The organism is Microvirga aerilata (genome assembly GCF_016743775.1).
GTDB classification, from domain to species: Bacteria; Pseudomonadota; Alphaproteobacteria; order Rhizobiales; family Beijerinckiaceae; genus Microvirga; species Microvirga aerilata.
The window spans coordinates 56,038-71,312 of sequence record NZ_JAEQMY010000023.1; the positions used below are offsets into that span (position 1 = coordinate 56,038).

General features: G+C 59.3%; 15 protein-coding genes. All 15 read left to right on the forward strand.

Features of this window, described 5'->3' with window-relative positions:
- Window positions 1-8: 8 nt before the first annotated feature.
- Complete coding sequence (locus JKG68_RS16370) at window positions 9-869, forward strand: carbohydrate ABC transporter permease (protein WP_202061500.1); 861 nt, start codon at window positions 9-11, stop codon at window positions 867-869.
- The gene (locus tag JKG68_RS16375; RefSeq protein ID WP_246515509.1) at window positions 866-1,780 is read left to right on the forward strand and encodes a carbohydrate ABC transporter permease; all 915 of its coding nucleotides are present in this window, start codon (window positions 866-868) and stop codon (window positions 1,778-1,780) included. The genes JKG68_RS16370 and JKG68_RS16375 overlap by 4 nt, the downstream gene beginning before the upstream one ends.
- 10 nt (window positions 1,781-1,790) lie before the next feature.
- On the forward strand, window positions 1,791-2,609 hold the full coding sequence (locus JKG68_RS16380; RefSeq protein WP_202061507.1) for an aldo/keto reductase: 819 nt from the start codon (window positions 1,791-1,793) through the stop codon (window positions 2,607-2,609).
- Window positions 2,610-2,641: 32 nt separating this feature from the next.
- Window positions 2,642-2,998 carry a hypothetical protein gene (locus JKG68_RS33485; protein WP_202061555.1) on the forward strand — a complete coding sequence of 119 codons (357 nt, stop codon included), beginning with the start codon at window positions 2,642-2,644 and terminating at the stop codon, window positions 2,996-2,998.
- Entirely contained in the window at window positions 2,907-3,668 is a 762-nt protein-coding gene (locus JKG68_RS16390) for an RraA family protein (protein WP_202061553.1), read from the forward strand. The genes JKG68_RS33485 and JKG68_RS16390 overlap by 92 nt, the downstream gene beginning before the upstream one ends.
- 305 nt (window positions 3,669-3,973) lie before the next feature.
- Window positions 3,974-5,008: an aldo/keto reductase gene (locus JKG68_RS16395; protein WP_202061509.1), complete on the forward strand. Its 1,035-nt coding sequence runs from the start codon at window positions 3,974-3,976 to the stop codon at window positions 5,006-5,008.
- Window positions 5,009-5,059: 51 nt separating this feature from the next.
- A complete protein-coding gene (locus tag JKG68_RS16400; RefSeq protein WP_202061511.1) occupies window positions 5,060-5,953 on the forward strand; it encodes an NAD(P)-dependent oxidoreductase in 894 nt (297 codons plus the stop codon).
- A gap of 470 nt (window positions 5,954-6,423) precedes the next feature.
- A complete protein-coding gene (locus tag JKG68_RS16405; RefSeq protein WP_202061512.1) occupies window positions 6,424-7,386 on the forward strand; it encodes a sugar-binding protein in 963 nt (320 codons plus the stop codon).
- 100 nt (window positions 7,387-7,486) lie between these two features.
- Window positions 7,487-9,013 (forward strand): sugar ABC transporter ATP-binding protein, encoded by a 1,527-nt coding sequence (locus JKG68_RS16410; protein WP_202061514.1) that lies wholly within the window; start codon window positions 7,487-7,489, stop codon window positions 9,011-9,013.
- On the forward strand, window positions 9,006-10,016 hold the full coding sequence (locus tag JKG68_RS16415; RefSeq protein WP_202061516.1) for an ABC transporter permease: 1,011 nt from the start codon (window positions 9,006-9,008) through the stop codon (window positions 10,014-10,016). The genes JKG68_RS16410 and JKG68_RS16415 overlap by 8 nt, the downstream gene beginning before the upstream one ends.
- A gap of 69 nt (window positions 10,017-10,085) precedes the next feature.
- Window positions 10,086-11,000: an SMP-30/gluconolactonase/LRE family protein gene (locus JKG68_RS16420; RefSeq protein ID WP_202061518.1), complete on the forward strand. Its 915-nt coding sequence runs from the start codon at window positions 10,086-10,088 to the stop codon at window positions 10,998-11,000.
- Window positions 11,001-11,109: 109 nt separating this feature from the next.
- Entirely contained in the window at window positions 11,110-11,868 is a 759-nt protein-coding gene (locus tag JKG68_RS16425; protein ID WP_202061520.1) for an SDR family NAD(P)-dependent oxidoreductase, read from the forward strand.
- Between the two features lie 74 nt (window positions 11,869-11,942).
- Entirely contained in the window at window positions 11,943-12,923 is a 981-nt protein-coding gene (locus tag JKG68_RS16430; RefSeq protein WP_202061522.1) for an aldo/keto reductase, read from the forward strand.
- A gap of 136 nt (window positions 12,924-13,059) precedes the next feature.
- Window positions 13,060-13,827, forward strand: a complete 768-nt coding sequence (locus tag JKG68_RS16435; RefSeq protein ID WP_202061523.1) for an SDR family NAD(P)-dependent oxidoreductase — start codon at window positions 13,060-13,062, stop codon at window positions 13,825-13,827.
- 101 nt (window positions 13,828-13,928) lie between these two features.
- Window positions 13,929-15,086, forward strand: coding sequence for a 4-hydroxybutyrate dehydrogenase (gene gbd, locus JKG68_RS16440; RefSeq protein WP_202061529.1), 1,158 nt, complete (start codon window positions 13,929-13,931; stop codon window positions 15,084-15,086).
- Window positions 15,087-15,275 lie beyond the last annotated feature (189 nt).

Here is a 15,275-nt window from a genome sequence, read left to right on the forward strand (position 1 = left end):
ACGGTCACATGTCTCGTCAATCGACAGGCTATTGGTTTATTCTGCCTGCATTGGTGGTCCTGGCAATGCTGATTGCGTATCCTGTTGCCTATACAGGTCTGCTCAGTGTAACGGACAGCCAGTCGAATTTCGTCGGCCTCAAGAACTTCGCCACCGTTCTCCGCTCCCGCGCCACACCCCAGGCTTTCTGGAATACGCTCTATTGGGTCGGCGGCTCCATCGTCTTCCAGGTCCTGCTCGGAACCGCAACGGCAATCCTGCTCAATCAGCGCTTTCCCGGCCGCTCCGTCATGCGCTCGGTCGCCCTCATTCCCTGGGTCATCCCCAGCATCGTCGCGGCAACCACGTTTGCGTGGATGTTCCACACCGAGTTCGGCATCATCAACTACATGATGACCACGTCCGGCCTGATTGAGCAGCCCATCGGGTGGCTTACCAACCGCGACACCGTTATGCCGGTCCTCATCGCCATCAATGTTTGGAAGCTTTTTCCCTTCGTGGCCATCATGGTGCTGGCCGGCCTCCAGTCGATTCCCAAGGAACTCTATGAGGCTGCCCGTGTCGACGGTGCCAACTTCTGGGAGGAGGTGCGCTATATCATGCTGCCGCAGGTGCGGCCGGTCCTGGTTGCCGTGACACTGCTTCTGGTGATCTGGGGGCTCAACGCCATCACCATCATTTATGCCATCACTCGCGGCGGCCCGGCCAACAGCACCTTGATCACGCCGATCCAAATTTTCCGCATCGCCTTCGAGAACGTGCAATTCAATCAAGCCGCCGCCCTGTCCGTGATGTTCTTCGCCGTCGCGATCCTGATTGTGTTCTTCTACATCAAGGCACTCGCCGCAGCCCCGGGAGAGGCGCGATGACCATGAATGCTCACGTGCTGCCGCCTAAGCAGGCTGCTGCAGCGGAAAACACGTCATCGTCCCGGAAAAAAAGTGCCAAGCTGGAACGGACCGGACCTGGCGCTCTCTTCATCGTTGTCGGCTGCATCCTGCTGGTGGTGATCTGCCTCTTTCCTTTCTGGTGGATGAGTCTCTCGTCCATCAAGACCCTGCGCGAGCTCTATACCATCCCCCCGATCTGGTGGCCAACGGCGCCTACGTTGGACAATTACTACAAGGTTCTGTTTGAGTCGAACATCCCACGTTACTTTCTCAACAGTGTGATCATCTCGGTCGGATCCACCGTGCTTGCGCTGTGCCTGGCTGTGTTTGCGTCCTACGGGTTTGCCCGGTTCGACTTCAAAGGCAAGTCGCTTTTCCAGGCCTTTGTGCTCGTCGGCCAGCTGCTGCCCACCGCAGCCATCATCGTGCCGCTGTTCGTGACGCTGCGTGTGCTGGGGCTGGTGAACACCTACTGGGGACTGATTTTAGTCTACATGATCATCACACTGCCGCTCTCGGTATGGATGCTTACCAGCTACTTCAAGGCCCTCCCTGTCGAACTCGACGAGGCGGCAATCATCGACGGCGCCTCCCGCGTGGGCGTGCTGTTCCGGATCACGATCCCTCTGTCGACGCCTGGAATCGTGGCAGTGGTTGTGTACTCGTTCGTTACCACTTGGAACGAGTTCATCTTCGCGCTGTGCTTCGCCAGCGACTCGTCGGTCAAGACGCTGCCGATCGGGCTGGCGGAATTCTCGACGGAGTTCAACACGGACTGGGGCGCGGTCATGGCGGCATCCGTGGTCATGACGCTGCCGATCGCGCTTTTGTTTATGTCGATGCAGCGACTGTTCGTGGGCGGTCTGACCGCCGGCGCCACTAAAGGCTGAGGAGCAGCTCATGACAAGCATTGCAAACCCCATCCCGGCCATCGGTCTGGGGACATTCGGAAGAACTGGAGATACCGGGATGGCGAGCATCCTAGCGGCTTTCGATATCGGCTACAGGCATATTGATACGGCCCAGAGCTACAATTCCGAGGTGCCTGTCGGAGATGCTTTTCGCCGGTCCGGGCTGCCCAGAGAACAGGTCTTCATCACGACGAAGGTTGCCGACACGAAGCTCGACAAGGCGAGCTTCATGCCAAGTGTCGAAACGAGCCTGGAGGCACTCGGCCTCGACCATATCGATCTGCTTCTCATCCACTGGCCGTCCCAGAACAATGCGGTTCCCTTCGAAGACTACATGACTGAGCTCAAGAGAGCGCAGGATCTTGGTCGTACCCGCTTCATCGGCGTCTCGAACTTCCCGATCGCACTGTTGGAGCAGACACGGAGCCTTCTCGGGGAGGGGGCAATCGTCACCAACCAGGTGGAAATTCACCCTTATCTGCAGGCGCCGCGGATATCGAACTATGCGCGTTCGATCGGCCTTCCTCTCACGGCGTACCAGCCTCTTGCCCAAGGGGATGTGAGATCCGACCCTGTGTTGGCGGGCATTGCAAAGCATCATGGGGTCACCCCGGCTGCAATCGCTCTCGCTTTCCTGATAGCAGAAGGCCATGCCGTCATTCCGGCTTCCTCCAATGCCATCAACCTGCGTGAGAACAGGCGATCCGTCGATGTGCGCCTCTCCGGCGACGAGATGGAGCAGATCCGGGCGCTCAACCGTGGCGAACGGCGGATCAATCCGGCTAAATCGCCACGGTGGGACGATTAGTCTCAAGTAGGGCGTGGAGGAGCATCATGGGTATGGTAACCATCCGCAACGTGCGCAAGATCTACGGAGCAGTGCCGCTCGCCGGCCAGAACGTCGTGACGCTTTTCCGCGAACGCGTTGCGTTGTCGTCGGAGAATCGTGTTGCCATCGCGCCCGATCTCGAACGAATCCATATCTCGACAGCCAAAGCGGCCAGCGGATTGAGCCTGTTGCGAACAGAGCGGCGTCGTGACGGGACGGCCCGCCATCAGCTCATTGCCAATCACTTCCCAACGCGAGGATTTCAGAGTGCAACCCATCCCTCAGATCAAAGATATTGTGCGGCCTCCGCGCGAGCTTTCGGACGCACTGGCGAAGATCGGAACAGCCACTGCGAGCAGCGAGCTTAACCTGATGGGCATTCGCGACCCGCAGATTCGCGGTCCTCTACCCCTCAAGCAAGGGAAATCTGTTGCCGGTCCTGCGCTGACCTTGCAGTGCATGCCGAAGCGCGAGGACCTCTACGGAACCAACGAATACGAAAACCCCGAACTGCAGTTGCATCGGCACGTGCTCTACCCGGCCCAGGCGGGCGATATGGTTATCGTTGACGCGCGCGGGAATATGGCGAGCGGCATCTTCGGGGAGATGATGCTGACATTCTTCGCCGGCAGAGGCGGGGCTGGTATCGTGGTCGATGGCTGCATCCGGGACTCTGCCAAGGCCAAGGAGCTGGATCTCGGGATCTGGGTGAAAGGTGTGACGCCGAACTATCATGCCCAAACGGACCTGATCCCATTCGCGGTCAATGTTCCAGTCGCCTGCGGCAACGTTCTGGTTATGCCAGGCGACATTGTTGTCGCTGATGACGACGGCGTGGTAGTCGTCCCTGTCGCACTCGCGCCGAAGCTCATCGAGATGGCGAGCGAGCATGCCGAATGGGAGGAGTTCGCCCGCTATCGCCTCTCCCAGGGCGGCGACCTGCGGAAATATTATCCGCTAACCGAGGAGGTGCGGGAGGAATACGTGGCATGGCGTAACGCCCAGACCCGCATGGCCGCCAATGGAGCAGGCCAATAGCGGTGCCGACGGCGGCGTAGGACGTCGCCTGGTCTCGTCAACAAGAAGGGCGTCTGGCCTCAGACTGGATGCCCATAAGGTGATCGATGCCAGCGTTGCGGAGAAGGTCAAGTCGATTCTGCAGTAATTGGCTTTCCTCTGCTGAGATGGCGCTCGCGAGGGGCTTGGAAAGGCCAGCATGGCAGATCGTCCGGCGTCAGCGTTTTGTATAGATGTCTGCTCGCGAACGGCCAGACATTCTTCCCGATCCATGTCGCACGTGACAATCCTATTCATTCATGACTATTCATTCATGGAGCAATCAGATGGACATCCCTACCCGCCCGCTTGGCCGCACCGGTCTTCAGGTATCGGTACTGGGGCTCGGCACCGCGCCACTCGGTGACCTTTTCACCAAACTGGACGAACAGGTCGCTATCGAGACGATAGCCAGCGGCTTGCGGGCAGGGCTGACTCTTCTCGACACATCCCCTCATTATGGAAATGGGCTGGCAGAGCATCGCTGCGGTACGGCGCTGCGGATGGTCGGACGGGACCGGGTCGTGCTTTCGACGAAGGTGGGGCGCCACATGGATCCGAGAAGCCCCGGCGGAACGGCTGTTGCTGAAGGCGCGGAGGCTCCGGGATTCGCTGGCGGACTGCCCCACAAGGCCGATATCGACTACTCCTATGACGGGACTATGCGTTCGTTCGAGCAGTCGCTTCTCAGGATGAGCACCAACAGGATCGATGTGGCGCTTATTCACGACGTGGATGTTTTCACCCATGGAGCGGATGCTCTCGAAACGCGCTTCAGCGAAGCGATGAAAGGCGCCTATCGTGCGCTTGAGCGGCTGCGCTCGGAAGGAGCCGTGAAGGTAATCGGCATCGGCGTGAACGAGGCCGATATCTGCGTCCGGTTCGCGAAGGCCGGTGACTTCGACGCGATGCTGCTGGCCGGGCGCTATTCGCTCCTGGAGCAACCCGCCTTGGAGGAGTTCCTGCCCTTGGCGCTGGAGAAGGGCATTGGCGTGATGTTAGGCGGGGTCTTCAATTCGGGAATCCTGGCCACGGGTGCTGTGTCCGGCGCGAAGTACAATTACAAGATTGCTCCCCCGGACGTTCTTGAAAGGGTGGCTCGGATCGAGCGGGTCTGCCGTGCTCACGATGTTCAACTGAGCGATGCGGCGCTCCAGTTCAGCCTCGGTCACCCAGCCGTTTCGTCTGTGGTTCTTGGCGCCGAGCAGCCGGAACACATCTGGAAGAACGTCGCGTCCATGACCAAACCGATCCCGTCAAGCTTGTGGAGCGATCTGAGGAGTGAAGGATTGCTGAGCCCAGCCGCTCCCGTCCCCGCGTGAGGAGGGGGCTCCGCAGCCAGACCTCAACAGAACGATCGGAAAGTGAAGTTTATGATCAAAGAAAGAATCGGCTTTATCGGCGTAGGCCTCATGGGCCATGGCATGGCCGGAAACCTGGTCGACAAGGGTTGGCCGCTGACGGTCATGGCGCATCGAAGCCGGGATGCGGTGGAGGATCTCAAGAGCCGGGGGGCAAGCGAGGCTGCAACGCCGCGCGAACTTGCCGAGCAGTCGGACATCGTCATCCTCTGCGTCACCGGTTCGCCCCAGGTTCAGGCCGTGATCCAGGGGCCTGACGGGTTGGCGGCGGCGGGCAAGCCCCTGCTTATCGTTGATTGCTCGACCTCCGACCCGTCCGTAACGGTGCCTCTTGCTGAGCAACTGGCCTCGTTGGGCATTACCCTGATCGACGCGCCCCTGAGCCGGACGCCGGCAGACGCCAAGGCCGGTACGCTCGACGTGATGGTGGGTGGCGAGCCCGGCGTGATCGACCGGGTTGAGCCTGTCCTCAAGGCGTTCGCCGGAAAGGTTGTGCATACCGGCCCGACCGGAACCGCTCACACCATGAAGCTTCTCAACAACTTCCTGTCCCTGGGCTACGCGGCTCTGTACTCCGAAGTGCTGGCCCTTGGTGCGAGGGCAGGGCTGTCGGCACAGACGTTCGACAGCGTCATCCGTGGCGGGCGGATGGATTGCGGCTTCTACCAGACTTTCTTCAAATATGTCCTCGAGCGCGACCGGAATGCGCATAAGTTCACGCTCCACAACGCTCTGAAGGACCTGACCTATCTGAACTCATTCGCCAATGCTGTCGGATTGGTCAATCCGGTCGGGGCTGCTGCCCGCAACAGCTTTGCCTTGGCAGTCAATATGGGCCGAGGCGAGGACTATGTGCCGATGCTGTCCGACGTCGTTGCCGATTTCAACGGTATTAGCAAAGGATGAAGCCTAATCCTCATTCCTCTGCGTATGGAGCTCAACCCGATCGGGCGGCTCGTTCCAAAGCTCAAGGCACTTCTGCGCAAAGCGGGCGCACGCACAGAGGAGGCCGCCTGGACCGCCATCGGTGAACTGATCGATGCGTTCTCGCCCGACGAGTGCCGCAACGACCTCAGGAATTGCGGATGTAAGCCCGTCCAAATCGAAGCTGCCCTGGATTGATCGTCTTTCGGCTGATCCGACTGCTTGTGCGGCATCCGACGTAAAGAAGTTTCGCAAGTACGCATGCGTACTTGCGAATACGCCTTAAGATCATGATTATTACTGGTTGACTTAAGGTAAGTTTATGTTCTGAAATCAGCTTGCGGCGCGGGTCGAGGTTTCGCTCGAAACCTGAAGTCGAATGCCCGGCGGTGACGCAAACGAATTGAGCAGCAAGGCTCAAGACAATACAAATTCGCAGACGAGGAAACGCTATGATCACAAGTAGAAGAGCCCTGATTGCCATGGCTGCAGCCGCGATGGCCGGCGCCATGATGCCCCAGGCGTCTTTCGCCCAGGACAAGAAGACTTTGGCCTTCGTGGTCAACGTTCCCGCCGATTTCTGGCAGATCGCCAGGCGCGGCACCGAGAAGGCGCAGAAGGAGCTCCCGAAGTACAACATCGAGTTCTATATCCCGGGCGAGATGTCGGCTGCCGCGCAGAAGCGCATTTTGGAAGACCTGCTCGCAAAGGGTGTCTCGGGTGTCTCGATCAGCCCTGTCAACCCCGACAACTCCACTGATATCCTGAACCAGGTGGCCTCAAAGGCCGCCCTGTTCACGCAGGATGCCGACGCCCCCAAATCGAACCGTCTGCTCTACATCGGAACGGACAACGTGGCTGCGGGCCGTCAGGCCGGCGAGCAGATGATGAAGGCGCTGCCGAACGGCGGCAAGGCGATGGTGTTCGTCGGCACTATGGATGCCGCGAACGCTCGGGAGCGTCTGCAGGGCATCAAAGAAGTCATCGCCGGCTCGAAGATCGAAATCATCGACGTCCGCACGGATGGCGGCGATCAGGCAAAGGCCAAGGCGAACGTCGAGGATACGCTGACGAAGTATCCGAACATCGACCTCCTCGTTGGCCTGTGGGCTTACAACACCCCGCAGATCTATAACGCCGTGAAGGCTGCCGGCAAGGAAAGCAAGGTCAAGATCGTCGGCTTCGACGAAGACCAGCAGACCCTCAAGGGCATCTCCGAGGGCGTGATCGACGCGACTGTGGTTCAGCAGCCGTACGAGTTCGGCTACCAGTCCATGATCTATCTCGCCAAGTACCTGGAAGGCGACAAGTCGTTCATCCCGGAGAACAAGCAGAAGATCATTCCGACAAAGGTGATCGACAAGTCGAACGTCAAGGACTTCGCTGCAGAGGTCAGAGAGCTGCTCAAGAAGTAGCGGCTCATGGGTCCGGCGCCGATGTGCCGGACCCTTCCTTTTCCTCCGTTCGGAATCGTCACAGGGCGCGAGATGCTTTGCGTGCGAATGAGGCTTGTGCATGTCGGATACGCTTCTGGAGCTACGCTCGATCACAAAGACCTATCCGGGCGTAAAGGCTCTTCGCGGTGTCAACCTCTCAGTCAAGAAAGGCGAGGTCGTCGGCCTCATTGGTGAGAACGGCGCCGGCAAGTCGACCTTGATGAAGATCCTTGGCGGGGTGGTGTCGCCCTCGTCCGGCTCAATCGTGATCGACGGCGTTTCAAGGTTGGAGCTGACCGTCAAGGATGCCGCCCACGCTGGCATTGCGTTTGTTCACCAGGAACTCAATCTCTTCGAGAACCTCGACGTTGCTTCAAACATCTATATCGGTCGCGAGCCCCGCAAGGGCGGCTTTCTCAACCTGATCGACAATGCGGCCCTGCACGAGCGCGTGAAGCCGATTTTAATGCAACTCGGTGTCGACTTCACGCCCGAGGACTCAGTCGAGGAGCTATCGATCGCTCAGCGCCAGATGGTGGAAATCGCCAAAGCGCTCTCCATGGAGTCGCGCATCATCATCATGGATGAGCCCACATCCAGCCTGACGCTAACCGAAACCGAGAATCTTCTACGGGTCATCGCGGACCTCAAGGCCGCGGGCGTCAGCATCATCTATATTTCGCACAGGCTAAGTGAAGTGCAGCAGTGCGCCGACCGTGTCGTCGTCCTTCGCGACGGCCGGCAGGTCGGCGAACTCGCGAAGGACGAAATCACGCATGGCGCGATGGTGCGGCTGATGATCGGACGGGATCTCAAGTCAATCTATGTTCCCCCCAATGTCGGGGTTCGGCCGGGTGGGCTGGAACTGCACGATCTCGTCACCACAGCTTTTCCAGAGCGAAAGGTTTCCTTGCATGTCCGCCGAGGCGAGATTCTGGGCCTTGCCGGTCTTGTCGGAGCCGGCCGGACGTCCCTGGCCCAGACGATTTTCGGCGTGGAGCCCGCACCAAGCGGCCGAATTCTCCTTGATGGTGAACGTCTTACAATCGGGTCGCCGCGAGATGCCATTGCTCATGGGATTTATCTCGCGCCCGAAGATAGGAAAAAATCTGGTCTTCTTCTCGACATGTCCATTGCCGAGAACATTACGCTCCCTGATCTCAAGCGGTTCTCCACAGCCATGCTCATAGATGTTTCGCGTGAGGAGGGGGTCGCGAAGGAGCAGCTTCGCGCATTGGCCATCAAGGCTCCCTCGATAGCAACCGAGGCCGTGACTCTTTCTGGAGGGAACCAGCAGAAAGTCGTCCTGGCCAAGTGGCTTTCCATGCGCCCGAAGCTGATCATTTTGGATGAGCCGACTCGCGGCATCGACGTAGGTGCCAAGAGCGAGATTTATGCTCTCATGCGTGATCTAGCCGATGCCGGCGTGGCGATCCTCATGATCTCCAGCGACATGGAGGAGGTCATCGGAGTGAGCGACCGCATCGCTGTCATGCATGAGGGCGACATTAGCGGCCAGCTTGAGAGGCCGCAGTTTTCCGAACATAACATCTTAACGCTCGCGGTGGGTAACCCGAGCAAAGAGGAATTGGTCGCCTATGCTTAAGAAAGAGCTCGGCCTTTTGATTTTGATCCTGGTGATCGGAGCCCTTACGGCTGCGATCAACCCGCAGTTCGTGTCCCAGGTCAACCTCATGAACCTTGCCAACCAGATCGGTCTATTTGGGCTGATCTCCATTGGCGTGGGCCTCGTGATCATTACCGGCGGTATTGAACTGTCCGTCGGGTCCATGTTTGCGCTCCTGGGGATCTTCTTCCTGGATATGCTCGTCAACCACGAAATCGTATGGCCCCTCGCGTTGGTCGTCGCCATCCTCGGAGGAGTTGCTCTGGGGGGCATTCACGGCCTCCTCGTAACCCGCCTCAAGATGCAGCCTTTCGTGGTCACCTTGTGCGGTCTGCTACTGTATCGGGGCATCGCCCGATGGTACACGGCCGATTCAACTCAGGGCTTTGGCTATGGGGACAGCTATGAGACGCTCGAATGGCTCATGTCGGGACGGACCTACAACATTCCTCACACCTTCATCTTTCTGCTGATCGTCGCCACGATCATGGGCGTGGTACTGCACAGGTCTGTGTATGGACGCTACCTTTTCGCTGTCGGTAAGAACGAGGAGGCAGCTCGGTTCTCCGGAATCCCCACGAAGGCGGTGATTACTGGGGCGTATGTCATTGCCGGAACGCTGGCTGGTCTCTCGTCTGTATTCTTCGTCTTTTATACCCAATCGGTTTCCCCGTCCGCGCATGGCAACTTCTACGAGCTCTATGCAATTGCGGCGGCTGTTCTCGGCGGGTGTTCGCTTCGAGGCGGTGAGGGCTCCATTATCGGGATCGTCCTTGGCACAGTGCTTCTCCAGGTTCTGCAGAACCTGGTGAACATGCTGGGCATCCCGAGCTCACTAAACTTCGCCGTGATGGGCGCGGTGATCCTGCTCGGTGTTCTGGCCGATCAGCAGCTTCAACGCCGCCGTCAAAGGCAGCTTGCTATGGCAAGCGCCGAGGCACGCAATCTTGCCAAGGAAGGAGCGGCGGGCGCTGCGGTTTGAGCAGACCGCCCGTTCATTCTGTAATGACAGCATGGGTGGCAGTCAGCCGCCTAAAATCTGGGAAGTGCCATGAGAACAGACGTCATCATCACTCTAGACGAACGGTTCCAGCGTCTGGTCATACCCACGGCGCGCCTTGAGAAGCTCTACGAGGGCTGCCGTTGGGCTGAGGGCCCCGCTTATTTTCCGGCGGGCCGTTATCTCATCTGGAGCGATATCCCCAATGACCGGATGCTGCGTTACGACGAGACCTCGGGCGCAGTGAGCGTCTTCCGCAATCCGGCTGGGTATTCCAACGGCAACACGGTGGACCGTCAGGGACGTCTCATCAGCTGCGAGCATGGCAACAGGCGCGTCAGCCGCACCGAGCACGACGGAACGATCACGGTGACCGCTAGCCATTACCAAGGCAAACGTCTGAACAGCCCTAACGATGCGGTGGTGCAGTCGGACGGGGCGATCTGGTTCACCGACCCAGCCTATGGCATTGATTCGGATTATGAAGGCCACAAGGCTGAAAGCGAGATCGGGGCCTGCAACGTCTATCGGGTAGATCCACACAGCGGTGAAATCAAGATCGTCGCAGACGACTTCGTACGCCCGAACGGAATCGCGTTTTCTCCGGATGAGCGGCGTCTCTATGTGGCGGATACGGGCGCAACCCACGTCAAAGATGGTCCGCGGCACATTCGGGTGTTCGACGTAGCCGACAATGGGCGCCTGTCGGGCGGTAAGGTCTTCGCCACCTCGACTGCAGGACTGTTCGACGGAATGCGCCTCGATGAGGCGGGGAGAATCTGGACAAGCGCGGGCGACGGGGTGCACTGCTACGATCCGGACGGGACCCTTCTTGGAAAGATCCTCGTGCCCGAAGCAGTGGCCAACGTGGTGTTCGGTGGCGTAAAGCGCAACCGTCTCTACATCTGCGGCACGACCTCGCTTTATGCGATCATGCTCCCTTTGAATGGGGCAAAAACGTTCTAGAGCTGGAAACGGACAAGTCAGGAGCGGGAGACGTTCTCCCGCTCCTTTTCGCACCGGTGCCCCAGCTGGCACATGCATTCGAGCTCGGACCGCCCAGAAGGGAAAAGACATGACTGCGATCTACACTGATTTGGAAGGAAAGGTAGTTCTCGTCACTGGCGGGGGAACGGGCATCGGCGAGGCGATCGTGCGCCGCTTCGCGGAGCAGAAGTGCCGGGTTGCCTTCATCGACATCGCCCGTGAGCCATCGGAGAAGCTGGCTCGAGAGTTAACTGACCGAGGCCTCAGCGTTCGATTCGAGTACGCGGACCTAACCGATACCGGGGCCCTACGCGCGGCTGTCGGACGCGTAAGCGAGGCGCTGGGTCCTGTTCAGGTCCTCGTCAATAATGCTGCGCATGACGAGCGCCATGCCACTCCGGAGGTCACGCCCGAGTACTGGGATGAACGTTTCGCCGTAAATCTGAAGCATCAGTTTTTCGCGGCCCAAGCCGTTCTACCGGACATGCAGGCTGCCAATGAAGGCGTTATCGTCAATTTCGGGTCATTCTCATGGATGATCGGGCAGGGCGGAATGGCAGCCTATACGGCCGCCAAGTCGGCCGTGCTCGGGTTGACCCGTTCGCTCGCCCGTGACTATGGCCCCTATAACATCCGGGTGAATGCCATTGCGCCGGGCTGGATCATGATGCAGCGCCAACTCGATAATTGGCTGACGCCCGAAACCATGGAAGAGTTGATGAGGCGTCAGTGCCTCAAGCGGAAGCTCATGCCCGAGGAAATCGCGAAGTTCACGGTTTTCCTCGCATCCGACGAAGCCTCGGCATGCACCAATCAGCAATATGTGGTGGATGGCGGCTGGGTCTGATTGACAGCCAAGGTTCAGAGGGTGGAGCAGGAGGCTATCTGCTCCACCGGATATAACAACGGGGATACCTGACATTGAACAAGCGCTCGTTTGGAAGGACCGGCTGGCAGGCCGGAGAGATCGGCTTTGGTGCATGGGCCATCGGCGGCAGCTGGGGGAACGTATCGGAGCAGGATGCCGAAGCCACTCTGCACGCGGCCCTCGACTCCGGCGTCAATTTTCTCGATACCGCCGATGTCTACGGGGCTGGACGTTCGGAGCGACTGATATCGCGGGTGCTGAAGCAGCGTGGGGGCAGCGACGTCATTGTCGCCACCAAAGCGGGGCGAGGGCTCACTCCCCATGTCGCCGAAGGCTATACGGCCGAGGCGCTCACTCGATTCGTAGAAGCCTCCCTTGATCGGCTCCAGACCGACTCGCTCGATCTGGTGCAGCTGCATTGTCCTCCGACGGAAATCTACTATCGTCCAGAGGTGTTCGAGGCGCTGAACCGAATGGTTCAAGCTGGCAAGCTGAAGCATTATGGAGTGAGCGTCGAGAAGGTCGAGGAGGCGATCAAGGCCCTCGAGTACCCGATCGTCAGCGTCCAGATCATCTACAACATCTTCCGCCAGCGTCCGGCCGAGCTGTTCTTCAAGCTGGCCCAGGAGCGCCAGGTGGCGGTCATCGCTCGGGTGCCTTTGGCCAGCGGACTGCTCACAGGCAAGCTGCGGGCCGACAGCCAGTTCGCGGCCGACGATCATCGAGCCTTCAACCGCAACGGCGAGGCCTTTGATATCGGTGAGACGTTCTCGGGCGTCCCATTCGATGTCGGCCTTCAGGCTGTCGAGGAACTGCGTGCTGTCGTAGGCGACGTGTCCATGGCGCACTTCGCACTTCGCTGGATTTTGATGCACGAGGCTGTTTCTGTAGTCATTCCGGGAGCCCGCAACCCGGAGCAGGCCGTCTCGAACGCCAGGGCCGCCGAATTGCCTGTGCTGTCGGCTGAACAGATGGACACCGCCAAGTTCATCTATGATCGCCTGATCCGGCCTTACGTGCACCAGCGCTGGTGAGCGGCAGGCAGGGGAATGGGGGATGTCATGGTTCGAGGCCGCTATCCTCTGCAACTAAGACTTACCCCTTGGTCATCGTGTAGACCCAGAGCCGTCTAAGACTAACAACGCTTGTAACAATCGACGAGGATGAACAATGTCAAATTTCGCCATCTACCCGAGTTTGCGTGACAAAGTCGTTCTGATCACAGGAGGTGGATCCGGCATCGGAGCCTCCCACGTGGAGGAATTCTGCGCACAGGGTGCGAAGGTGGGTTTCATCGACATCAACAGGCCGGCTGCGGAAGCTGTCGTCGCCAAGGTTGCCGACGCTGGGCACGCAAGGCCGACTTTCTTCGAGACGGATCTGCGCGATATCGAGGCCGTGAAGGACAGCATCCGCCAATTCACGGGTTCCGTGGGAGATGTCGACATTCTCCTGAACAATGCGGCTCACGACGAGAGGCACCAGATCGAGGATGTCACGGTTGAGTATTGGGATGACCGGATTGCTGTGAACCTGCGTCATCAGTTCTTCGCCGCCCAGGCCGTTGCCCCTGGCATGATCCGGAAGCGGAAGGGATCCATCATCAATTTCGGCTCATTGAGCTGGCGCATCGGTATGGGCGGCATGCCTGTCTATGTGACAGCGAAAGCAGGAGTCGAGGGGCTGACAAGAGGCTTGGCGCGCGATCTTGGGCCCCACGACGTTCGCGTTAACTGCATCATTCCGGGCTGGGTCATGACTCAGAGGCAGCTGGATCTCTGGGTCACTCCCGAAGCCGAGAAGGAGATCGAGCAGAAGCAATGCCTCAAGTCGAAGGTCTATCCGGCCGACATTGCCCGCATGGCGCTCTGGCTTGCGGCTGAGGACAGCAGGATGTGCACCAACCAGACCTTCGTCGTGGACGGCGGCTGGTGCTAGGTGAGGATCCTGCCGGTCGGAATTCAGTCTGGCCTACATCGGCAAGGCAAGCGCGTCACGCTAGCTCGACTTCGAAAACAAAAAAGACGGGAGGTAACAACATGTCTTTAATCTCATACTTGACCACCATCCGGTTCGACTTCGGCGCCTTGGCTGGGCTGAAGGACGATCTGCGCGAACTTGGCATCAAGGCTCCGTTGATCGTGGCTGATGCCGGCATCGCGCGTGTTGGTCTCGTTGACCGCCTCAAGGAACTTCTGCCAGGAGGGCAAAATGTTCCAGTCTTTACCGACACGCCCCCGAACCCTACCGAGGCTGCAGTTCTGGCAGCCCTCGAACTGTACCGGTCCAATGGTTGCGACGGCCTGATCGCCATCGGAGGGGGCTCCCCAATCGATCTAGCAAAGGGCGTAGCCCTTCTGTCAAGCCATGAGGGACCTTTGGAACAGTATGCGGCCATCCTGGGCGGCATCCCGAAGATCAACTCGGCGGTCGCTCCGCTGATCGCTATTCCCACCACAGCCGGTACGGGCAGCGAGGTTGGCCGCGCGGCGCTGATCACCCTCAAGGATGGCCGCAAGCTCGGATTCATCTCTCCCCACCTAATACCTAAGCGGGCCGTCTGCGATCCAGAACTCACGATGGGTCTGCCGCCGATGCTGACGGCCGCCACAGGCATGGACGCCATCACGCACTGCATCGAGACCTTCCTGAGCCCACGCTTCAACCCACCGGCTGAAGCCATCGCGCTCGACGGCTTGGTCCGGGCTTTAAACAACATCGAACGAGCTGTGGCTCAAGGCAGCGACCGTGAAGCGCGGCGCGAGATGCTTATGGCGGCGCTGGAAGGCGGCCTAACGTTCCAGAAAGGCTTGGGCGCCGTTCACGCACTTTCTCATCCGCTGGGTGGGTTGAAGCAGGTTTCACTGCACCACGGCACATTGAACGCGGTGCTGCTGCCTTACGTGCTCGAGTTCAACGGGAGCCATTCTGAAGCGAAGTACGAGACGATCCGCCAGAGGCTTGGCTTGGAGGTGGGGGCAAGCCTTGCGGATTACGTCCGCGGTCTCAATGCGCGGCTCGACATGCCATCCACCTTGGCGGAGATGGGAGTTCCCCAGGACTGCTTTGCGGCAATCGCCAAAAGCGCCGTGGAGGATCACTCTTCCGCGACCAATCCGCGCCCGGCCAGCGAGGCGGATTATCGCACGATCCTGGAGGCCGCCTATGAGGGTGCGTCTCCGCGCCCCAACGGATAAACGGCTGATGAATGCAATGGGCTAGTGGGCCTGCCCAGTAGTTTGCGTCCTTGGCGGACTTCAAAGCTCAATTGAGTTTGGATTGCAAAGAAGGATATGAAGAATGGCTGATAGGCCTCACCGTCGCACACCCGATCAGCTGCGCTCGCGCCTCTGGTTCGACAATCCGGACAATCCCGGCATGACGGC